18 protein-coding genes are annotated in these 19,548 nt (G+C 64.8%); 9 read left to right on the top strand and 9 right to left on the bottom strand.

All coding sequences use genetic code 11. The annotated features are described in order from the left end of the window. Window positions 1-81: 81 nt before the first annotated feature. The 4 genes from IB255_RS22940 to ydcS form a co-directional block, all read right to left on the bottom strand. Window positions 82-903, bottom strand: coding sequence for an ABC transporter permease (locus IB255_RS22940; protein ID WP_081520610.1), 822 nt, complete (start codon window positions 901-903; stop codon window positions 82-84). Further along, the gene (locus IB255_RS22935; RefSeq protein WP_081520609.1) at window positions 893-1,792 is read right to left on the bottom strand and encodes an ABC transporter permease; all 900 of its coding nucleotides are present in this window, start codon (window positions 1,790-1,792) and stop codon (window positions 893-895) included. Before IB255_RS22935 ends, IB255_RS22940 begins: the two co-directional genes overlap by 11 nt. Beyond that, a complete protein-coding gene (locus IB255_RS22930) occupies window positions 1,792-2,811 on the bottom strand; it encodes an ABC transporter ATP-binding protein (RefSeq protein WP_138216385.1) in 1,020 nt (339 codons plus the stop codon). Before IB255_RS22930 ends, IB255_RS22935 begins: the two co-directional genes overlap by 1 nt. A gap of 278 nt (window positions 2,812-3,089) precedes the next feature. Beyond that, window positions 3,090-4,262: a putative ABC transporter substrate-binding protein YdcS gene (gene ydcS, locus IB255_RS22925; protein ID WP_081520607.1), complete on the bottom strand. Its 1,173-nt coding sequence runs from the start codon at window positions 4,260-4,262 to the stop codon at window positions 3,090-3,092. 328 nt (window positions 4,263-4,590) lie between these two features. Between ydcS and IB255_RS22920 the strand changes: the two genes are divergently transcribed. The 4 genes from IB255_RS22920 to IB255_RS22905 all read left to right on the top strand — a co-directional run bounded on the left by IB255_RS22920 (window position 4,591) and on the right by IB255_RS22905 (window position 8,564). Further along, entirely contained in the window at window positions 4,591-6,003 is a 1,413-nt protein-coding gene (locus IB255_RS22920; RefSeq protein ID WP_081520606.1) for a circularly permuted type 2 ATP-grasp protein, read from the top strand. 2 nt (window positions 6,004-6,005) lie between these two features. Then, window positions 6,006-6,956, top strand: coding sequence for an alpha-E domain-containing protein (locus tag IB255_RS22915; RefSeq protein ID WP_045208605.1), 951 nt, complete (start codon window positions 6,006-6,008; stop codon window positions 6,954-6,956). After that, the gene (locus IB255_RS22910) at window positions 6,953-7,762 is read left to right on the top strand and encodes a transglutaminase family protein (protein WP_081520605.1); all 810 of its coding nucleotides are present in this window, start codon (window positions 6,953-6,955) and stop codon (window positions 7,760-7,762) included. Before IB255_RS22915 ends, IB255_RS22910 begins: the two co-directional genes overlap by 4 nt. Window positions 7,763-7,829: 67 nt before the next feature. Continuing rightward, window positions 7,830-8,564, top strand: coding sequence for a proteasome-type protease (locus tag IB255_RS22905; protein WP_081520604.1), 735 nt, complete (start codon window positions 7,830-7,832; stop codon window positions 8,562-8,564). Between the two features lie 234 nt (window positions 8,565-8,798). Here the strand turns inward: IB255_RS22905 and IB255_RS22900 are convergent, their stop codons facing one another. Continuing rightward, window positions 8,799-9,602, bottom strand: coding sequence for a cytochrome c (locus IB255_RS22900; protein WP_081520603.1), 804 nt, complete (start codon window positions 9,600-9,602; stop codon window positions 8,799-8,801). 672 nt (window positions 9,603-10,274) lie between these two features. Between IB255_RS22900 and IB255_RS22895 the strand changes: the two genes are divergently transcribed. The 4 genes from IB255_RS22895 to IB255_RS22880 all read left to right on the top strand — a co-directional run bounded on the left by IB255_RS22895 (window position 10,275) and on the right by IB255_RS22880 (window position 15,231). Continuing rightward, window positions 10,275-11,480 carry an acetyl-CoA C-acetyltransferase gene (locus tag IB255_RS22895; RefSeq protein ID WP_081520602.1) on the top strand — a complete coding sequence of 402 codons (1,206 nt, stop codon included), beginning with the start codon at window positions 10,275-10,277 and terminating at the stop codon, window positions 11,478-11,480. A gap of 17 nt (window positions 11,481-11,497) precedes the next feature. Next, window positions 11,498-13,642 carry a 3-hydroxyacyl-CoA dehydrogenase NAD-binding domain-containing protein gene (locus IB255_RS22890; RefSeq protein WP_192210890.1) on the top strand — a complete coding sequence of 715 codons (2,145 nt, stop codon included), beginning with the start codon at window positions 11,498-11,500 and terminating at the stop codon, window positions 13,640-13,642. A 92-nt stretch (window positions 13,643-13,734) separates the two neighbouring features. After that, window positions 13,735-14,289, top strand: coding sequence for a cysteine hydrolase family protein (locus tag IB255_RS22885; protein ID WP_192210889.1), 555 nt, complete (start codon window positions 13,735-13,737; stop codon window positions 14,287-14,289). Window positions 14,290-14,493: 204 nt separating this feature from the next. Beyond that, window positions 14,494-15,231, top strand: coding sequence for an amidotransferase (locus tag IB255_RS22880; protein WP_192210888.1), 738 nt, complete (start codon window positions 14,494-14,496; stop codon window positions 15,229-15,231). Window positions 15,232-15,354: 123 nt separating this feature from the next. Here the strand turns inward: IB255_RS22880 and IB255_RS22875 are convergent, their stop codons facing one another. The 4 genes from IB255_RS22875 to IB255_RS22860 form a co-directional block, all read right to left on the bottom strand. Beyond that, entirely contained in the window at window positions 15,355-16,326 is a 972-nt protein-coding gene (locus IB255_RS22875) for a magnesium and cobalt transport protein CorA (RefSeq protein ID WP_081520665.1), read from the bottom strand. Between the two features lie 85 nt (window positions 16,327-16,411). Further along, the gene (locus IB255_RS22870; RefSeq protein WP_081520598.1) at window positions 16,412-16,633 is read right to left on the bottom strand and encodes a hypothetical protein; all 222 of its coding nucleotides are present in this window, start codon (window positions 16,631-16,633) and stop codon (window positions 16,412-16,414) included. 348 nt (window positions 16,634-16,981) lie between these two features. Beyond that, a complete protein-coding gene (locus tag IB255_RS22865) occupies window positions 16,982-17,173 on the bottom strand; it encodes a hypothetical protein (protein ID WP_081520664.1) in 192 nt (63 codons plus the stop codon). A gap of 159 nt (window positions 17,174-17,332) precedes the next feature. Continuing rightward, window positions 17,333-18,022 (bottom strand): crotonase/enoyl-CoA hydratase family protein, encoded by a 690-nt coding sequence (locus tag IB255_RS22860; RefSeq protein ID WP_045208591.1) that lies wholly within the window; start codon window positions 18,020-18,022, stop codon window positions 17,333-17,335. Between the two features lie 237 nt (window positions 18,023-18,259). Between IB255_RS22860 and IB255_RS22855 the strand changes: the two genes are divergently transcribed. Next, the gene (locus tag IB255_RS22855; protein WP_081520597.1) at window positions 18,260-19,534 is read left to right on the top strand and encodes a hypothetical protein; all 1,275 of its coding nucleotides are present in this window, start codon (window positions 18,260-18,262) and stop codon (window positions 19,532-19,534) included. Window positions 19,535-19,548 lie beyond the last annotated feature (14 nt).

Below are 19,548 nucleotides of genomic sequence, written 5' to 3'. Positions count from 1 at the left end.
CTTCAATGGGTTTCCCCCCTCCCCAGCCCTCTCCCTTCAGGGAGAGGGCTGGGGAGGGGGCGCTTCGCAAAACGCCAGGAATCATTTCCCGCTGCCCGCCACATCGCTGGTCCCGCGCGTCAGGTAGTAGGCGCCGAGAATCGGCAGCATGGTGGCGAGCATCACCAGCATGGCGACGACGTTGGTGATGGGCACATCGCGCGGGCGGCTCAGCTGGTTGAGCAGCCACAGCGGCAGGGTGCGCTCGTGGCCGGCGGTGAAGGTGGTGACGATGATCTCGTCGAACGACAGGGCGAAGGCCAGCATGCCGCCGGCCAGCAGCGCCGTGGCGATGTTCGGCAGGATGATGTAGCGGAAGGTCTGCCAGCCGTCGGCGCCCAGGTCCATGCTCGCTTCGATCAGGCTGAAGGAGGTGCGGCGGAAGCGCGCGATGACGTTGTTGTAGACGATCACCACGCAGAAGGTCGCATGGCCGATGACGATGGTCAGGAAGCCCGGCTCGATTCCCAGCGTCTTGAATGCCGAGAGCAGGGCGATACCGGTGATGATGCCGGGCAGGGCAATGGGCAGGATCAGCATCAGCGAGATGCTCTCCTTGCCGAAGAAGTCGCGGCGGTACAGCGCGCCGGCGGCCAGGGTGCCGAGGACCATGGCGATCAGCGTGGCCACGCAGGCGATCTTCACCGACAGCCAGATGGCGTCGAGCACGTCGCCGCGCTGGAAAGCGATGCTGAACCACTTCAGGGTGAAGCCCTGCAGCGGGAAGCTATAGGCCGACTCCTCGGTGTTGAAGGCATAGAGCAGGATCACCAGGATCGGGAAGTGCAGGAACACCAGCCCGCCCCAGGCTGCCAGGCGCAGGAACCAGGAGGGGCGATCGGTGGAATGTGCGTCAGAGCGCATCGAAAGCCCCCAGTCGCTTGGCGATGGACAGGTAGACGGCGATCAGCACGATGGGCACCAGGGTGAAGGCCGCCGCCAGCGGCATGTTGCCCACCGCGCCCTGCTGTACGTAGACCATGGTGCCGATGAACAGCCCGCTGGGGCCCACCAGCTGCGGGATGATGAAGTCGCCCAGGGTCAGGCTGAAGGTGAAGATCGAGCCCGCCACCACGCCGGGGAAGGCCAGCGGCAGGATCACCTGGAAGAAGGTCTGCCGCGGGTGCGCGCCAAGGTCCGCCGAGGCCTGCAGCAGCGATGGCGGCAGGCGCTCCAGGGCGGCCTGGATCGGTAGGATCATGAACGGCAGCCAGACGTAGGTGAACACCCAGAAGCGCCCCAGGTGCGAGGTGGACAGGGTGTTTCCACCCACGCCTGGCACTTGCAGCAGCAGGTCCAGCAGGCCGAGCAGGTGCAGGTGCTCGATCACCCAGTAGAGGATGCCGCCCTTGGCCAGGATCACCGTCCAGGCGTAGGCCTTGACGATGTAGCTGGCCCACATCGGCAGCATCACCGCGATGTAGAAGAAGGCCTTCTCCTTGGGCCCGGCATAGCGCGCCATGTAGTAGGCGATGGGGAAGGCGAGGACGGCGCTGGCCACCGACACGGCAATCGCCATGCTGAAGGTGCGCAGGACGATGTCGTAGTTGGCCGGGTTGAACAGGGCCTGGTAGTTGGCCAGGGTCAGGTCCGGCGTCACCGCCATGGTGAAGTCGTCGAAGGTGTAGAAGCTCTGCCAGAGCAGGGCGAACAGCGAGCCGATGTAGATCACCCCGAACCACAGCAGCGGCGGGATCAGCAGCATCAGCAGGTAGAGCGTGCTGCGCCGGTAGAGGAAGCTGGAGATCGCCATCACGGCGCCGGCTCCTCGAGCAGCGGCACCAGCGCGCTGCGTGCCCAGCAGGCGGTCACCGCGTCACCCGGTTTCGGCCGTTGCTCCTCTCGCTCGCCATTGGGCAGGGCCGCGACCAGGCGCACGCCGTTTTCCAGTTCGATCTCGTAGCGGCTGCTGGCGCCCATGTATTGCACGTCGAACAGCGTGCCGCTGACTTCCAGCTCGCCGTCGCCCGCACGGCCGAAGCGCACGTGCTCGGGGCGCAGCGAGTGCGGGCGCGACTCGCCCAGCAGGCGTTGGCCGAGGTCGCCGCGCAGCACGTTGGCGGTGCCGACGAACTCGGCGACGAAGCGCGTGGCGGGGCGGCGGTAGAGGTTGCCGGGGGTGTCGACCTGTTCGATGCGGCCCTTGTTGAACACCGCCACGCGGTCGGACATGGACAGCGCTTCGCTCTGGTCATGGGTGACGAAAATGAAGGTGATGCCGAGCTGGCGCTGCAGCTTCTTCAGCTCCACCTGCATCTGCTCGCGCAGCTTCAGGTCGAGCGCGCCGAGGGGTTCGTCCAGCAACAGGACGCGCGGGCGATTCACCAGCGCGCGGGCCAGGGCGACGCGCTGGCGCTGCCCGCCGGAGAGCTGCGCCGGCTTGCGCTTGCCGTACCCGGCCAGGGCGACCATGCCCAGGGCCTCTTCGGCGCGGTGGTAGCGCTCGGCCTTGGCCACGCCTTTCACTTTCAGGCCGTAGGCGACGTTGTCCAGCACGCTCATGTGCGGGAACAGCGCGTAGTCCTGGAATACCGTGTTCACGTCGCGCTCGTAGGGCGGCAGGCCCGACGCTTCTGCGCCATGGATGCGGATGGAGCCGGAGGTGGGTTGCTCAAAGCCGGCGATCAGCCGCAGGCAAGTGGTCTTGCCCGAGCCGGAAGGGCCGAGCATGGAGAAGAACTCGCCGTCGCGGATCTCGATGGACACCGAATCGACGGCGCGCACCTCGCCGTAATGACGGCTCACGTCGGTGAACTGGACGGCTGTGGTCATGCTGCTGGCTACCTGAATGGCGGGGGCTGCATCAGAAAAGGTAGCGCATGGGGAAGAGGGTGCTTGGTCAGTCGGAATCCATGGTGTGGCTGATGCCGAGCTCCCTCTCCCTAACCCTCTCCCTGAAGGGAGAGGGGACTGGATCGGCATCAAGAGTAATCATGGCATCAACCTGCGCCCAAGCATGCCATTTGCACGGCAGCATGCCTGACTCGGATACCCCCTCTCCCTTCAGGGAGAGGGCTGGGGAGAGGGGCTTTCAGGCGAGCAATGCAGCATCACCTCCCGCCCATGATCGCGATGTAGTCCTGCGTCCACCGGCTGTACGGCACGCACTGGCCCTGGTCGCACTTGGCCTGCGGCGTCTTCCAGAAGGCGATGCGGTCGAACTGGTCGTAGCCGTTGGTGGCGCAACCTTTTTCGCCCAGCAACTGGCTGCCGGTGCAACCATCGGGTGAGGCGGGCACCGAGCCGAACCAGGCGGCAACGTCGCCCTGCACCTTGGGCTCCAGCGACCAGTTCAGCCACTTGTAGGCGCATACCGGGTGCTTGGCGTCGACGTGCATCATGGTGGTGTCGGCCCAGCCGGTGACGCCTTCGCCGGGGATGGTCGAGGCGATCGGCTGCTTCTCGCCCTGCAGCGCGTTGACCTGATAGGGCCAGGAGCCGGAAGCGGCGACGCCTTCGTTCTTGAAGTCGCTCATCTGCACCGTCGCGTCGTGCCAGTAGCGGTGGATCAGCTTCTGCTGTTCACGCAGCAGCTTGAGCGCGGCGGCGTACTGTTCCTCGTTGAGCTCGTAGGGGTCCTGGATGCCCAGCTTGGGCTCGGCGGTCTTCAGGTAGAGCGCCGCGTCGGCGATGTAGATCGGGCCGTCGTAGGCCTGCACGCGGCCCTTGTTCGACTTGCCGTCGGGCAGCTTCTGCTCGCTGAACACCACGCTCCAGCTTTCCGGCGCCTTGGGGAAGACCTTGGTGTTGTACATCAGCACGTTCGGCCCCCACTGGTAGGGCGTGCCGTAGTGCTTGCCGTCCACCGTGTGCCAGGGCGCGTCCTGCAGGCGCTGGTCGACGTTCTTCCAGTTGGGTACCAGGGCGATGTTGATCGGCTGCACGCGCTTGCCGTAGACCAGCCGCAGGGAAGCGTCACCGGACGCGGTGACCAGGTCGTAGCCGCCCTTGGCCATCAGGCTGACCATCTCGTCGGAGGTGGCGGCGGTCTTCACGTTGACCTTGCAGCCGGTGTCCTTCTCGAACTGGCTGACCCAGTCGTAATTCTTGTCGCTCTCGCCGCGTTCGATGTAGCCGGGCCAGGCAATGATATCCAGCGCCCCTTCGGGATTGCCGAGTTGTTTGAGCGCCTCGGCGGCCTGCAACGAGCCGCTGGCGAGCAGGCCGGCGCCGGCAAAGGCCAGCGCCGCGACTTTCAGTGAAAGCAATTGCACTGATGACATGGACGGACTCCTGTTGTTCTTCGTTGTGGGAGCCACTGCGGAACCAGCGCGCAGAAAAATGGCACCTCCGTTGACCGCTGCGAGTCCATGGGGAATGGCCACGCTCTTGCAGCGTAGTTCTGGCCCCGGAGGCTGACAAGCGAGCCCTGGCGCGGCCCGTGGCCCCAAAAAGGGCGCGGCGCGCAGGGGCGGTGGCGGTTTCGCACCATGGCAGTGCGGTCTGCGCAAACAGCCTTTGCAAGTCATTGAATGGACAGGAAATCGACCTCTGGCACGGGCCTTGCGACGGCACCTGTAGCCGAGTGAGAGCGGCAACAAGGAGTGGAAGATGGCTCGGGTGTTCTATGACGAAATGCATGACGCCGCTGGCGCCTGCCGACCGCACTACACGGAGTTCGCCCGCTGGCTGGCGGACATGCCCGGCGAACAGCTGCAGCAGCGCCGCCGCGAGGCCGACCTGCTGTTCTATCGCGCGGGCATCACCTTCACCCTCTATGGCGACGACCAGGGCACCGAGCGCCTGATCCCCTTCGACACCATCCCGCGCAGCATCCCGGCCAGCGAATGGAAGATCATCGAGGCCGGCTGCATCCAGCGGGTGCAGGCGCTCAACCTGTTCCTCGCCGACCTCTACCACGACCAGCGCATCCTCAAGGAAGGCCTGATCCCGCCCGAGCAGGTCCTGGCCAACGACCAGTACCAGCTGGCCATGCAGGGCCTGGACGTGCCCGGCAACGTCTATGCGCACATCGCCGGCATCGACCTGGTGCGCGACGGCAACGGCGCCTACTACGTCCTCGAAGACAACCTGCGCACCCCCAGCGGCGTCTCCTACATGCTGGAGAACCGCAAGATGATGATGCGCCTGTTCCCCGAACTGTTCGGCGCCCAGCGCATCGCGCCCATCGACCACTACCCGAACCTGCTGCTCGACACCCTGCGTCAGGCCAGTGAAGTGGAGCAGCCCTGCGTCGTGGTGCTGACGCCCGGTCGCTTCAACAGTGCCTACTTCGAGCATGCATTCCTGGCCCGCGAGATGGGCGTGGAGCTGGTGGAAGGCGCCGACCTGTTCGTTCGCGACGAGCGCGTCTACATGCGCACCACCTCCGGCCCGATGCCGGTGGACGTGATCTACCGGCGGGTGGACGACGACTTCCTCGACCCGCTGGCCTTCAACCCCGACTCCATGCTCGGCGTGCCCGGCCTGCTGGCCGCCTACCGTGCGGGCAACGTGGTGCTGGCCAACGCCATCGGCACCGGCGTCGCCGATGACAAGTCCGTCTATCCCTACGTGCCGGAGATGATCCGCTTCTACCTCGACCAGGAGCCGATCCTGCACAACGTGCCGACCTGGCAGTGCCGCCGCCCGCAGGACCTGTCCCACGTGCTGGCGCACCTGCCCGAGCTGGTGGTGAAGGAAGCGCAGGGCTCCGGCGGCTACGGCATGCTGGTCGGCCCGGCCGCCAGCAGTGCCGAGATCGAAGCCTTCCGCGCCCGGCTGATGGCGCGCCCGGAAGCCTACATCGCGCAACCGACCCTGAGCCTGTCGACCTGCCCGACCTTCGTCGAGAACGGCATCGCCCCGCGCCATATCGACCTGCGCCCCTTCGTGCTCTCCGCGCCGGACAACGTGCGCCTGGTGCCCGGCGGGCTGACCCGCGTGGCGCTGCGCGAAGGCTCGCTGGTCGTCAACTCGTCACAGGGTGGCGGTACCAAGGACACCTGGGTAGTAGAGGATTAAGCATGCTCAGTAGAACCGCCTCCGACCTGTACTGGATGTCGCGTTACCTGGAGCGCGCCGAGAACCTCGCGCGCATGCTCGACGTGTCCTACTCGCTGTCGCTGATGCCCCAGGACGGCCGTGGCGACGGCCTGGAAGAACTGGCCATGCCGCTGCTGATCACCGGCAACCTCGACGCCTACCTCGCCCGCCACGGCGAGCTGCACGCCGAACGTCTGCTGAACTTCTTCGCCCTGGATGCGCAGAACCCCGCGAGTATCTACTCCTGCTTCGGCGCCGCCCGTGCCGGCGCCCACGCTGTGCGCGGACGGATCACCACCGACATGTGGGAGAACATCAACGCCACCTGGCTGGAGATGCGCGACATCGCCCACCAGGGCCTGCTGCGCTACGGCATCAGCCACTTCTGCGAATGGGTGAAGGACCGCTCGCACCTGTTCCGTGGCGCCACCTTCGGCACCAGCATGCGCAACGATGCCTTCCACTTCATCCGCCTGGGCACCTACATCGAGCGCGCCGACAACACCCTGCGCCTGCTCGACGCGCGCCATCAGGTGCTGGGTGAGCACAGCGCTGGCCCGGCCGAAGGCACGGCACGCGGCTACTACCAGTGGACCGCGCTGCTGCGCGCGCTGTCGGCGTTCGAGGGTTACACCGAGTTGTACCGCGACGCCCTCAACGCACGGAATATCGCCGAACTCCTGCTGTTGCGCGAGGACGTCCCGCGCTCGCTGCTGGCCTGCGCCGAAGAGCTGCGCCAGATCCTCGCCAGCCTGCCCGGCATCAACGGCCGCCCGGCCCAGCGTCTGGCCGCCGAACTGGAAGCGCGGGTGCGCTACACCGGCATCGACGAAGTACTGGGCAGTGGCCTGCACCCCTGGATCACCGACCACATCGGGCTGGTGCGCCAGCTCGCCAACGCCATTCACAGCTCGTACCTGGAGGCCGCATGAAACTCTCCATCCGCCATGACACCACCTACCGCTACGAAGACCAGGTGCGCGCGAGCATCCAGTACCTGCGGCTGACCCCGCAGGAAAGCGAGCGCCAGCATGTGCTCGACTGGCAGTTGCACCTGCCGCGACCGGCACACCCGCAGCGCGATGCCTACGGCAACATCCTTCACGTACTGACCCTGGATGAGCCCCACGAGGCCATTGTCATCGCCGCCCACGGTCAGGTGGAAATCGACGTGGAGAACGAGCGCGAGCACGATCACCTGTCGCCGCTGCCGTTCCTGCGCAGCACCCGGCTGACCCAGGCCGACGGCGCGCTGCAGGAGTTCGCCCGTGCCCAGTGTTCCGATCGCCGCGACCGCAAGGCAATGATTCGCCTGATGCAGGCGCTGAACGAGCGCATCGCCTACGTGCCGGGCTCGACCCAGGTGGACAGCACCGCCGCCGAAGCCTTCGCGGCCGGGCAGGGCGTCTGCCAGGACCACGCCCACGCCTTCCTCGCCTGCCTGCGCTACCTCGGTGTGCCGGCGCGCTACGTCTCCGGCTATCTCTACACCGATGTGGAGGATCACCTGGCCAGCCACGCCTGGGCCGAGGCCTGGCTCGATGACGCCTGGTACAGTTTCGACGTGACCAACGTGCTGGATCGCCCTGAGCGGCATCTGAAACTGGCGGTGGGCCTGGATTACCTCGATGCCTGCCCGGTGCGCGGGATGCGCCGGGGCGGCGGTGGTGAGCAGATGCACGCCCGCGTCACCGTGGCGCCGGGTCATCTGCAGCAGATGCAGCAGGCGCAACAGTGAGGATGCGTGGCACAAGCGACGGCACCGGCATAAGATCGGTGCCAGTTCCTGCCGCCATGAGAAAGCCATGACCTACTGCGTCGCCATGAACCTCGCCCAGGGCCTGGTCTTCGTTTCCGATTCGCGCACCAACGCCGGCGTCGACAACATCGCGGTGTTCCGCAAGCTGCATATCTTCGGCACGCCGGGGGAGCGCCTGATCGTGGTGCAGAGCGCCGGCAACCTGGCCACCTCGCAGTCGGTGATCAGCACGCTGCGCCAGCGCATGGGCGGCGACGGGCCGAACCTCGGCACGGTGGAGAACCTCTTCGAAGCGGCGCGGCTGGTCGGCGCGACGCTGCGCGAGGTGGTCGATCACGACGAGAACATCGGCCAGAACCAGGGCGTCGACCTGGGCAGCTCCTTCCTGGTCGGCGGGCAGATCGGCACCGAAGTGCCACGCCTGTTCAACGTCTACCCGCAGGGCAACTTCATCGAGTCCTGCCGCGATACGCCGTACTTCCAGATCGGCGAGAGCAAGTACGGCAAGCCGATCATCGACCGCGCCATGAGCTACGCCACGCCGCTGGAGCAGGCCCTGCGCTGCGCGCTGATCAGCTTCGACTCGACCATCCGCAGCAACCTCTCGGTGGGCATGCCGCTGGACCTGCTGGTGTACCGCGAGGGCAGCCTGGAGGTGCCGGCGGGGTACCGCATCCAGGAGGGTGACCCGTATTTCGAGGGCATTCGCAACCAGTGGGGCGCGGGGCTGCGCCAGTTGCTCGGTGAACTGCCGGCGCCGCCGGGGGATTACTGGCACTGAGGCCTGGTTAAGCATCTGCGCTTGAGCTGAAACCCTCACCCCAGCCCTCTCCCAAGGGGAGAGGGAGCCGTCCGTGCCGGCTGACGCGGTCGTTTCATCCTGCTCCGAACGGTCCCCTCTCCCTCTGGGAGAGGGTTAGGGTGAGGGCAATCCCTTGCGCCGATGCACCCGGAACTTTCGATGGATGCTCTGCAGGAGTGAGCATGCTCGCGAGCCATTACCGTGCCGGTTTGGTTACCCGCCAGCCTTCACCTTCCGCCCCGCCATGTGCTTCAGGTAGGCGACAATCTGCTCCAGTTCCGCATCGCTGACCACATCCGCCGCAAAGCCCTTCATCCGCGCTTCCGGCCAGTGCCGCAGGCTCTGCGGATCGCGGATGTACTGCTTGAGATAGCCCGGCGCGAAGTACTCGGTGGGGTTGTGCGGCAGGTTCAGGTCCGGGCCGAACTGTGAGTCACCGGCGCCGTTCAGGCGGTGGCAGGCCAGGCAGTTCTTCTGGAACTGAGCGAAGCCCTTCTGCACTGATTCAGGCGCATTCTTCGCCGGCAGCAGCGCGGGGAAGCGCTCGGCCAGCGGCTTGAGGTAACGGATGCTGGCGACCTGGAAGGGCCATTGCTCCGGGCCGATGCCGGCGGCTTTCGGATCGGTCCACACCAGATAGAAAGGCCCGGCGGAAGGCTTGCCTTCGGCCAACGGTGGCCAGGGTTTGCCTGTCTCTTCGATGGCCAGCCAGGCGCGCGAGCCTTTTTCCGCCAGCAGCGGCGCGGCCGGCAGTTCGGCAGCGAAGCCATCCAGCGCCACGGCTTGCAGGTGGTCGGCCGGCTTCACGCCCTGCAGCAGCGCCGCCAGCGGTACCGCGCGGTAATGCATGGTGCGGTTGTAGGAGACGTCGGCGGGAATCTCGATGTCCTGCGCCTTGGGGTTGGTCAGCAGTTGTTCCGTGCTGAAGTCTTGCCTGCCGTCGGGCAGTTCCAGGGTGAGCGTGGCGGCGAAAGTGGTGGGGCAGAGCAGCAGCAGCGTCAGCAGCAGTGGGCGCATGGTCGCATCCGTGGCGGGAGAGGGCCGCGGAACATTAGCAGAGGAGTGGGCGCAGCAGGAGGCAGGTGGCTCCCGCGCTGCGTTGACCGTGGCTCGCGAATGGCGGCACGCGGTACGCAGCGGCGGGGTTGCCGGGTGTTGGCCCTAGCCGACCAGACGACTCAGATTGGGGATGATCAAAACAACGGTGGTTGCGAAGACGATCAGGCTAGCCTGACGCCACTTTCTCGATTGTTTGTCCATGATGTCCTTCCGCCTTTCTTGTTCTTGGCACGGCTCACTCACGGCCTGTTGATAGTGACGCCCATGCCTTGGCTTCTGGTTTATCGAGCCGAGCCGGCAAAACCCGGCAACGGCACTCTTCGCATCATCTGCCTGATTGAGTCTAAGCCTAGTGCCGCGGGGGCTTAGACCATCTGGCAGCAAGTCCTGCAGCTTCAGGCATATTCCCTCTATATGACCGGGCCGTGACAGCTCTGTTCAGCTTTTCGACCGTTCGTCTGCCTGCTCCGGCAGCCCCTTTCCAGAGCCTTCGACCCGTTCGCCGCCGGTCGGTGGCTGAGCGTGGCGGTCAATTGCGCTGAGCGCTGCGGTCATTGCCGCGCGCCGATACGCCGCTAAGGTAGGCCGACACGCCACGCCTGCGTGACGACAACTCTAAGAGAGAACGCCATGACCGAAGCATTCATTTACGACGCGGTGCGTACTCCCCGCGGCAAGGGCAAGAAGGACGGCGCGCTGCACAGCGTCAAGCCGGTCAACCTGATGGCCGGGGTCCTGCGCGCGCTGCAGCAGCGCAACCAGCTCGACACCGCGCAGGTCGACGACATCGTCCTGGGCTGCGTGACCCCGGTGGGCGACCAGGGCTCGGACATCGCCAAGACCGCCGCGCTGGTCGCCGACTGGGACGAGCAGGTCGCCGGCGTGCAGATCAACCGCTTCTGCGCCTCGGGCCTGGAAGCGGTCAACCTGGGCGCCATGAAGGTGCGCTCGGGCTTCGAGGACCTGGTGGTGGTCGGCGGCGTGGAATCCATGTCCCGCGTGCCCATGGGCTCCGACGGCGGCGCCTGGGCGCTGGACCCGGAAACCAACCTGCACACCAGCTTCGTGCCCCAGGGCATCGGCGCCGACCTGATCGCCACCCTGGAAGGCTTCAGCCGCGCCGACGTCGACGCCTTCGCCCTGCGCTCCCAGCAGAAGGCCGCCAAGGCCCGCGCTGAAGGGCTGTTCGGCAAATCCCTGGTGCCGGTGACGGACCAGAACGGTATCGTCCTGCTCGACCATGACGAATTCATCCGCGCCGACTCCACCCTCGAAGGCCTCGGCGCGCTCAAACCCAGCTTCGAAATGATGGGGCAGATGGGCTTCGACGCCAGCGCGCTGCGCAAGTACAGCTTCGTCGAGCGCATCGATCACGTGCACACGCCGGGCAACAGCTCGGGCATCGTCGACGGCGCCACCGCCATGCTCATCGGCTCCGAGGCCAAGGGCCGCGAACTGGGCCTGAAGGCCCGCGGACGCATCGTCGCCACCGCGGTGACCAGCACCGACCCGACCATCATGCTCACCGGCCCCGCGCCGGCGACCCGCAAGGCGCTGGCCAAGGCCGGGCTGAAGGCCGAGGACATCGACCTCTACGAGGTCAACGAAGCCTTCGCCTCGGTGGTGATGAAGTTCATGAAGGACATGGGCGTGCCGGAGAGCAAGGTCAACGTCAACGGCGGCTCCATCGCCATGGGCCACCCGCTGGGCGCCACCGGCTGCATGATCCTCGGCACCCTGCTGGATGAACTGGAGCGGCGCAACCTGCGCTACGGCCTGGCCACCCTCTGCGTGGGCGGCGGCATGGGTATCGCGACGATTATCGAAAGGGTTTGAGGCCGGAGAACAAGAAAATGACCGACGCCATCCGTTATGAGAAAGGCCAGGACAATATCGTCGTCCTGACCATGGACATGCCCGGCCAGAGCGCCAACACCATGAACGGTGTCTACCGCGAGGCCATGGCCGCCACCGTGGCGCGCCTGGAAGCCGAGAAGGAGTCGATTGCCGGTGTGGTGATCACTTCCGCGAAGAAGACCTTCTTCGCCGGCGGCGACCTCAATGAACTGATCAAGGTGACCAAGGCCGATGCCCAGGCCTTCTATGAAGGCATCCTGGTGCTCAAGGGCCAGCTGCGTCGCCTGGAGACCCTCGGCAAGCCGGTAGTCGCCGCCATCAGCGGCGCGGCCCTGGGCGGCGGCTGGGAAATCTGCCTGGCCTGTCACCACCGCATCGCCCTGGACGAAAGCCACGTCCAGCTCGGCCTGCCGGAAGTCACCCTGGGCCTGCTGCCAGGAGGTGGCGGCGTGGTGCGTATGGTGCGCCTGCTCGGCCTGGAGAAGGCCCTGCCGTACCTGGCCGAAGGCAAGAAGGTGCGCCCGGACCAGGCACTCAAGGCCGGCCTGATCCATCAGCTGGCTTCCAGTCGCGACGAGCTGCTGAGCAAGGCCCGTGAGTGGATTGCCGCCAACCCGGCCGCCAAGCAGCCGTGGGACAGCGCTGGCTACAAGATCCCCGGCGGCACGCCATCCAGCCCGGCCGTGGCGCAGATGCTGGCCATCGCGCCTTCCGTGCTGCGCGATAAGACCAAGGGCTGCTTCCCGGCGCCGGAGAAGATCATGTGCGCCGCCGTCGAAGGCGCGCAGGTGGACTTCGACACCGCTCAGCTGATCGAGGCGCGCTACTTCACCGAGCTGACCACCGGCCAGGTGGCGAAGAACATGATCGGCACCTTCTGGTTCCAGCTCAACGAGATCAACGCCGGCAAATCCCGTCCGCAGGGTATCCCGCCGCAGCAGACGAAGAAGGTCGGGGTAGTCGGTGCCGGCATGATGGGCGCGGGCATCGCCTACGTCTCGGCCGCCGCCGGCATCGAGGTGGTGCTCAAGGACGTTTCCCTGGAGTCGGCAGAGAAGGGCAAGGCCTATTCCGCCGGCCTGCTGGACAAGAAGGTCGGCCGGGGCCAGATGAGCGCCGAGAAACGCGATGCCTTCCTCGCGCGGATCAAGCCGACCGCCAGCGACGCTGACTTCGAAGGCTGCGACCTGATCATCGAAGCGGTGTTCGAGGACCGTGGCCTGAAGGCCAAGGTCAGCGTTGCCGCCGAATCTGCCGCGCTGCCCGATGCGGTGATCGCCTCCAACACCTCGACCCTGCCGATTACCGGTTTGGCCGAAGCCGTGGCGCAGCCGCAGAAATTCATCGGCCTGCACTTCTTCAGCCCGGTGGACAAGATGCCGCTGGTGGAGATCATCCGCGGCGAGAAGACCGACGACGTTACCCTGGCCCGCGCCTTCGACTACGTCCTGCAGATCAAGAAGACCCCGATCGTCGTCCACGACAGCCGTGGTTTCTTCACCTCCCGCGTGTTCGGCACCTTCACCAACGAAGGCCTGGCCATGCTCGGCGAGGGTGTGTCGGCGGCGATGATCGAGAACCAGGCGCGCCAGGCCGGCATGCCGGTGGGCCCGCTGGCGATCAGCGACGAAGTCTCCATGAGCCTGATGACCCACATCCGCGAGCAGACCCGCAAGGATCTGGAAGCAGAAGGCAAGCAACTGCCCAGACACCCGGCCTTCGCGGTGGTGGACCTGATGGTCAACGAGTACAAGCGCCCGGGCAAAGCTGCCGGCGCTGGCTTCTACGACTATCCCGCCAACGGCAAGAAGCACCTGTGGCCGGAGCTGAAGCAGCGCTTCGAGAAGGCTGACGCGCAGATTTCCGCCGAGGATGTGCGCGACCGCATTCTCTTCGTGCAGGCCATCGAGACGGTGCGCTGCGTGGAGGAGGGCGTGCTGACCTCCACCGCCGACGCCAACATCGGCTCGATCTTCGGCATCGGCTTCGCGGCCTGGAGCGGCGGCGCACTGCAGTTCATCAACCAGTACGGCCTGAAGGACTTCGTCGCCCGCGCCGAGTATCTGGCCGAGCAGTACGGCGAGCGTTTCCTGCCGCCGGCGCTGCTGCTGGAGAAGGCCGCACGTAACGAGCAGTTCTGACCGTACCTGCAAGAAAAACCGGCCCTGTGCCGGTTTTTTCTTGCCTGTGCAAACCGTAGGATGGCGTCTTCCCCTTCAGCAGGATCGCTCCGATGACGCCTCCCGCTTTGTTGATCATCGACCAGCAGAAAGGCATGCGTGACAGCCTGGAGCCGCGCAACAACCCCCAGGCCGAGCAGCGCATCGGCGAGCTGCTGGCCGCCTGGCGCCGGGAAGGCTGGCCATTGGTGCATATCCGCCACATGTCGCGAACACCGGGCTCGCCGTTCTGGCCCGGGCAGCCGGGCGCCGAGTTCCAGGAGGCGCTGGCACCGCGGGAGCATGAGCACGTGGTGGAAAAGAACGTCCCCGACGCTTTCATCCACAGCGGGCTGGAGCGCTGGCTGCGTGTGCGGGATATCGGGGCGCTGGTGATCTGCGGCGTCAGCACCAACAACTCGGTGGAGGCCACGGCGCGCACGGCGGGCAACCTGGGCTTCACTACGCAGGTCGTCGCCGACGCCTGTTTCGCCTTCGACAAGCGCGATTTCAACGGTGTGCAACGCAGTGCCGAGGAGGTCCACGCCATGTCCCTGGCCAACCTGCAGGGCGAGTACGCGCAGGTCCTGGACACGAACTCGCTGCTGCAAAGGCGGTCCATCGGCTGAATCCTTGCCAACCGGCCGTCACTCCTGTGCATCCGTGCAATTGAAGGAAGTCGGTTTTTCCGGTATTTCCCCTGAAATTCCTACACAAGAATCGGCCTCGGCATCTTGTGTGGTGAAAAAATAGGGCGTAATTTTCACGCGCGTTTCATCAGTGTCAGGAAAACCATTCTTATCAGCCGCCAACCCCCCAGGAATCACCCCTGCATGTCGTTGCACATCTGCATTCTGGAAACCGACATCCTCCGCCCCGAACTCATCGATCAGTACAAGGGCTATGGCTGGATGTTCCAGCAACTGTTCGCCAAGCAACCCGTTCCGGCCGAGTTCACGGTCTACAACGTGGTGGAAGGGCATTACCCGCCCGAAGATGAGAAGTTCGACGCGTACCTGGTGACCGGCAGCAAGGCGGACTCCTTCGGCACTGATCCCTGGATCCAGACCCTCAAGGACTACGTGCTCAAGCTCTACCAGCGCGGCGACAAGCTGCTGGGCGTGTGCTTCGGCCACCAGCTGCTGGCGCTGGTGCTGGGCGGCAAGACCGAGCGCGCGAGCCAGGGCTGGGGCGTGGGTATCCACGATTACCGCATCGAGGAGCAGCCGGAGTGGATGAGCCCGGCGCCGGGCGATGCCCTGACCCTGCTGGTCAGCCACCAGGACCAGGTTACCGAGCTGCCCCACGGCGCCCGTCGCATCGCCTCCAGCGACTTCTGCCCGAACGCCGCCTACGCCATCGGTGACCAGGTGTTGTGCTTCCAGGGACACCCGGAGTTCCAGAGCGACTATTCCCAGGCGATCCTCGAGCTGCGCAAGCACATCTTCAGCGAGCCGGTGTTCCAGTCCGGCATCGACAGCCTCTCGCGCCCGCACCAGGGTACGGCGGTCGGCGAATGGATGATGCGCTTCGTCCAGCAGGGGCGTGATGAAAAGAAGAGCGCGGCCTGACTCCTGCCGTGTTGACTGAAAACGCCGCTCAATCGAGCGGCGTTTTCGATTCTGGAGACGGGGTATCGGCAAACGGCTTTTGTAGGATGGGTGGAGCTTCCCGGGGGCATCTGTAGCTTGCGGTCAGAGCCAGTCGGCCTGCTTGAAGCTGATGTAGAGCCCGACGCAGCCCAGCGCCAGCAGCCCCATGATCAGGAAGTAGCCGTAGTGCCAGTGTAGCTCCGGGATGTACTCGAAGTTCATCCCGTAGATGCCGGCCACGGCGGTGGGGAACGCGAGGATGGCTGCCCAGGCGGCGAACTTGCGCTGCACCACGCTCTGCCGCGAGGACTCCAGCGCCAGCCCGACCTCGATGGTCTGGCTGGCCACGTCGCGCAAAGTGGTGAGGTCTTCGAGCAGGCGGTTCACATGGATCGCCACGTCGCGGAAGTAGGGGCGCATCTGCTTGTCGATGAAGGGGAAGTCCAGGCGCTGCAGCTCCTGGCAGATTTCCACCATGGGCGCGGCATAGCGCCTGAGCCGCAGTACTTCACGGCGCAGGCCGTAGATCTTTTCGATCTGCTCCTGGGTCAGCGACTTGCGCAGCACCTCTTGTTCCACCTCCTCAATCTCCGCGCGGATCGCCTCGACCACCGGCTCGTAATTGCTCATCACGAAATCCAGCAGGGCGTAGAGCACGAAGTCGGTGCCATGGGCCAGCAGCAGCGGTCGCGCCTCGCAGCGCTGGCGGACCTGGGCGTAGGACTGGGAGAAGCCATGGCGCGCGCTGATGATGTAGCCGATGCCGGCAAAGAGGTGGGTTTCGACGAACATCAGTCGGCTATCGGCGCGGATCGGTGAGTAGATGACGATGAACAGCGCGTCGCCGAAGGTTTCCAGCTTCGGCCTGCTGTGCTTTTCCAGCGCGTCTGACACGGCCAGCTCGTGCAGGTTGAACTGCCGTTGCAGGTTGAACATCTCTTCCGGCGTTGGCTCCTGCAGGCCGGTCCAGACGAAGTGGTCGGGTTGACACGCCCAGCGGTAGCCGTCCTCGAGCGGGATGTCGGAGACCTTGCGGCCCTTGCTGTAGACGGCGGAAGCGATGACTCGGCCCATGCTCAAGCCCACCCTGCTGCTGGATAGGTCGTTCTGCAGGGATTGAGTGTTGGCCAGCCTGGCGCGACGCGCCAGCGAAGCGGAATCAGGAGTGAGGCGTGAGCGCTTCCTGGAGGCCTTGCAGTGCCACGGGCACCGCCTGGTTGAAACGTTCGAAGAGCCCGCTGCGGTCGATGTTGTCCACCGGGGCACGGCGCGCGCCATCGAAGCCGGCGCTGAGGGCGGTGACCACCAGGATCACGATGGTGTAGAGCCCCAGGGCGGCGAGGGCGCCGTTGCGGGCGTAGCGGTGGGCTTGGCGGTTCATGCTGGCGACTCGGGTCAGGGGAAGTGATGGCCCAGTGTCGCTTTGGTCATTTCGATTGAATAACGATGCCGGTTGGTTCCCGGTATCAGGCAAATTGATAGATGGCGGCGCTACGACCAGACGCAAGGAGGTGAGTGGCGGGACGCTATCGGATGTTTCCGGAACTCTGGCGGGCTTCATGGCTGCTTGACCCTCGTCAGGGAGGGGAGGCGACGGGCGTGGCGGCCGTCGAAAAGCACTGAGGTTGCGTCATCGTCCCTGAAAGGCCCGGCATCACGCCGGGCTTTTCGCTTCGGGCAGGGTTGCATGACGTCACCTGCTGCAGGCGGCTGGCGGGATGTGAGGGTTTCAGCCCTGCTTGGAAGCGGCTTCGACATTCACCTGGCTGGCGGACTGCTCGGACTGTTGTTGCTGAATAGCGGCCTGGGTCATGTGAACCATGCGGTCCTGCATCAGCGGGGACTCTTCGGCAAAGCTGGCCTGGGCGGCGAAGGCGGTAGCGGCGGCCAGTACGCTGGCGGCGATGATGTTGAGTTTCATGATGAACACCTCTGGGTTGGTTTGTTTCGGGTTCATCTATAGGTTAATGCGTAATAATTTTTGAAAAATAGCAAACAGGCTTAATCAGTATTGCTATTTAGGTAATAGTGGTGGCATGAAAAAGCCCGGCACCAGGCCGGGCTTTGGGTCATCGGGCGATCAGGCCAGGTGGTTCCGGTCCAGCTCGATGGACTTGTCCAGGGTTTCCAGCAACTGCTTGCGCACTTTCAGCTTGGTGTTGCGGTGGGCGGTCATGTTCAGCTTCTTCAGGTGCTGGGCGGCCTCCAGGGCAGCGGCCTGGAGTTGTTCGGCCGGCACCACCTTGTCGAGGAAACCGGCGTCCACGGCGTCGCGCGGGTTGAACATTTCGGCGTTCACCACAGAGCGGGTGAAGGCGGAACGGCGCAGGCGGTCACGGGCCAGTTCGATGCCGACGTGGTGCATGGTCATGCCGATGGCCACTTCGTTGAGGCCGATCTGGAACGGCCCGTCGACACCGATGCGGTAATCCGCCGAGAGCAGGATGAAGGCGCCCTTGGCCACGGCGTGGCCGGTGCAGGCGACGATGACCGGGAACGGGTGGGACAGCATGCGGCGGGCCAGGGTGGAGCCGGCGGCCACCAGGTTCACGGCGTTTTCCGGGCCGGAGGTCATCACCTTGAGGTCGTAGCCGCCGGAGAGGATGCCCGGCTGGCCGGTGACGATGACGATGGCACGGTCCTTCTCCGCCTGGTCCAGGGCCTGGTTGAAGGCTTCGATGACCGCCGGGGAGATGGCGTTCACCTTGCCGTTGTTCAGGGTCAGGGTGGCGATGCCGTCTTCGAATTGGTAGCTGATCAGCTCACTCATGGCAGAGGGTCCTGGGTTGCAGTCCTTGGGTTGGAAGTGGCCAGAACATACTGACGCAGGCCTGGTGCGTAAAGCGTTTTGACTGACTGATGAGTCAGCCGCATGCCACTAAATTCGGGCGATTTCTGTGCGCTGTGCACGCAAATTCCGACGGCGTTCGTGGAGAGGTCTCAGGCGTACTGTTAAGCTGCCAGTATCCCTGCGTCCCGCTCTCGCACAATCCAGGATGTGCCTGCCATGTCGAAGATTCTCAAGTGGTCCCTTTTTGCCGTCGTGGCGATCGCCCTCATCATCAAGGCGTCGCTCTGGCTTTCCGTACGCAGCGTGGTGAACGAAGCCATCGCCCGCGTCTCTCCGTTCATGGAGATCACCTATGGCGGAATCTCTTCGTCCTTCGACGGCCGTGTCGGTCTGCAGAACGTGGTGATCAGGGTGCCCATGGCCGGTGACAGCCTGAAGGTCTCCCACGCCCAGTTGAAGTTCAATGGGCTGCGCGAGTTGCTGAGCTTCAAGGAGCGTCTGGATGAGGGCAAGCTGCCGGAGCAGATGGCAGCAGACCTCAAGGGCGTCGAGTTGCAGATCCACGGTCCGTTCATGCAATCGCTGTACGCCAAGCCGGCAGAGAAGAGCGCCTTCACTGCCATGAGCGAAGTGGCCTGCGGCAACGTCCGCAACATCGGCGTCGATGAGTTGCTGCAGATGGGGTACCGCACCCTCGAGTCGGATATCGAGTTTTCCTACCGCATGCAGCCGGGCGCGCAGACCCTGACCTTCGACCTGCGCAGCGACACTCGCGACATGCTCGACATGCACACCAGCATGACATTGATGAACGTTTCCGAGCGTCCGGGCGACATGCGCGTGAACCCGCCGCGGGTATCCCAGGTCGTCTTCGAGATGAACGACAACCAGTACCAGCGCCGGGTCAGCGAATTCTGCCGTGGCAAGCTGGGCGTCGATCAGAAAGCCTACACCGCGCTGTCGCTGGAGAAATTCGACAAGGCCTTGCGCCAGCAGCGCGTCGCGCTCGACAAGCCGCTACTCGAGGCCTATGGCCGTTACCTGGAAGATCCGCGTTCGCTGCGCATCGAGCTGATGCCCAGTGAGGGAATGGCCTGGGGCGGTCTGCAATTTTTCGAGCCCAAGGATGTGATCCAGATGTTGCATCCGGTCGTCTTAGTGAACCAGCAGTCAGTCACACCGCTGGGGTTCGCGTGGGTCGATCCGGCTAAGGAAAAACTCACGCCGGAAAGCCAGTATCAAATGGTTTCGGCCCCGGAAACGGTTGAGTCGCAGGCCAAAACGCAGCAATATGAGTTCGTTAGCGTTGAAAGTCTTGCCCAGTACACAGGCAAGCGCCTGCAGTTCATCACGTTTGATGGTGCCTATTATCAGGGTGTGCTGCACAAGGTGGAGAACGGCCGAGTCTATATCACCGTCATGATCGGGACGGGCTCGGCGGAAATGTTCCTCCGCCTGAACAAGATCAATCAGGTGCGGGTCATGTTGTGAGGCCCTGCGAAGGA

Origin of the sequence: Pseudomonas sp. PDM22, from assembly GCF_014851965.1 — a bacterium.
GTDB lineage: Bacteria > Pseudomonadota > Gammaproteobacteria > Pseudomonadales > Pseudomonadaceae > Pseudomonas.
Note: the sequence above shows the minus strand (reverse complement) of the source record. Positions and strands in the feature narration are given on the sequence as shown.

Excerpts from the sequence above, each read along its gene's own strand:
- IB255_RS22940 (WP_081520610.1), bottom strand. The coding sequence starts at position 903 with ATGCGCTCTGACGCACATTCCACCGATCGCCCCTCCTGGTTCCTGCGC.
- IB255_RS22935 (WP_081520609.1), bottom strand. The coding sequence starts at position 1,792 with ATGGCGATCTCCAGCTTCCTCTACCGGCGCAGCACGCTCTACCTGCTG.
- IB255_RS22930 (WP_138216385.1), bottom strand. The coding sequence starts at position 2,811 with ATGACCACAGCCGTCCAGTTCACCGACGTGAGCCGTCATTACGGCGAG.
- ydcS (WP_081520607.1), bottom strand. The coding sequence starts at position 4,262 with ATGTCATCAGTGCAATTGCTTTCACTGAAAGTCGCGGCGCTGGCCTTT.
- IB255_RS22920 (WP_081520606.1), top strand. The coding sequence starts at position 4,591 with ATGGCTCGGGTGTTCTATGACGAAATGCATGACGCCGCTGGCGCCTGC.
- IB255_RS22915 (WP_045208605.1), top strand. The coding sequence starts at position 6,006 with ATGCTCAGTAGAACCGCCTCCGACCTGTACTGGATGTCGCGTTACCTG.
- IB255_RS22910 (WP_081520605.1), top strand. The coding sequence starts at position 6,953 with ATGAAACTCTCCATCCGCCATGACACCACCTACCGCTACGAAGACCAG.
- IB255_RS22905 (WP_081520604.1), top strand. The coding sequence starts at position 7,830 with ATGACCTACTGCGTCGCCATGAACCTCGCCCAGGGCCTGGTCTTCGTT.
- IB255_RS22900 (WP_081520603.1), bottom strand. The coding sequence starts at position 9,602 with ATGCGCCCACTGCTGCTGACGCTGCTGCTGCTCTGCCCCACCACTTTC.
- IB255_RS22895 (WP_081520602.1), top strand. The coding sequence starts at position 10,275 with ATGACCGAAGCATTCATTTACGACGCGGTGCGTACTCCCCGCGGCAAG.
- IB255_RS22890 (WP_192210890.1), top strand. The coding sequence starts at position 11,498 with ATGACCGACGCCATCCGTTATGAGAAAGGCCAGGACAATATCGTCGTC.
- IB255_RS22885 (WP_192210889.1), top strand. The coding sequence starts at position 13,735 with ATGACGCCTCCCGCTTTGTTGATCATCGACCAGCAGAAAGGCATGCGT.
- IB255_RS22880 (WP_192210888.1), top strand. The coding sequence starts at position 14,494 with ATGTCGTTGCACATCTGCATTCTGGAAACCGACATCCTCCGCCCCGAA.
- IB255_RS22875 (WP_081520665.1), bottom strand. The coding sequence starts at position 16,326 with ATGGGCCGAGTCATCGCTTCCGCCGTCTACAGCAAGGGCCGCAAGGTC.
- IB255_RS22870 (WP_081520598.1), bottom strand. The coding sequence starts at position 16,633 with ATGAACCGCCAAGCCCACCGCTACGCCCGCAACGGCGCCCTCGCCGCC.
- IB255_RS22865 (WP_081520664.1), bottom strand. The coding sequence starts at position 17,173 with ATGAAACTCAACATCATCGCCGCCAGCGTACTGGCCGCCGCTACCGCC.
- IB255_RS22860 (WP_045208591.1), bottom strand. The coding sequence starts at position 18,022 with ATGAGTGAGCTGATCAGCTACCAATTCGAAGACGGCATCGCCACCCTG.
- IB255_RS22855 (WP_081520597.1), top strand. The coding sequence starts at position 18,260 with ATGTCGAAGATTCTCAAGTGGTCCCTTTTTGCCGTCGTGGCGATCGCC.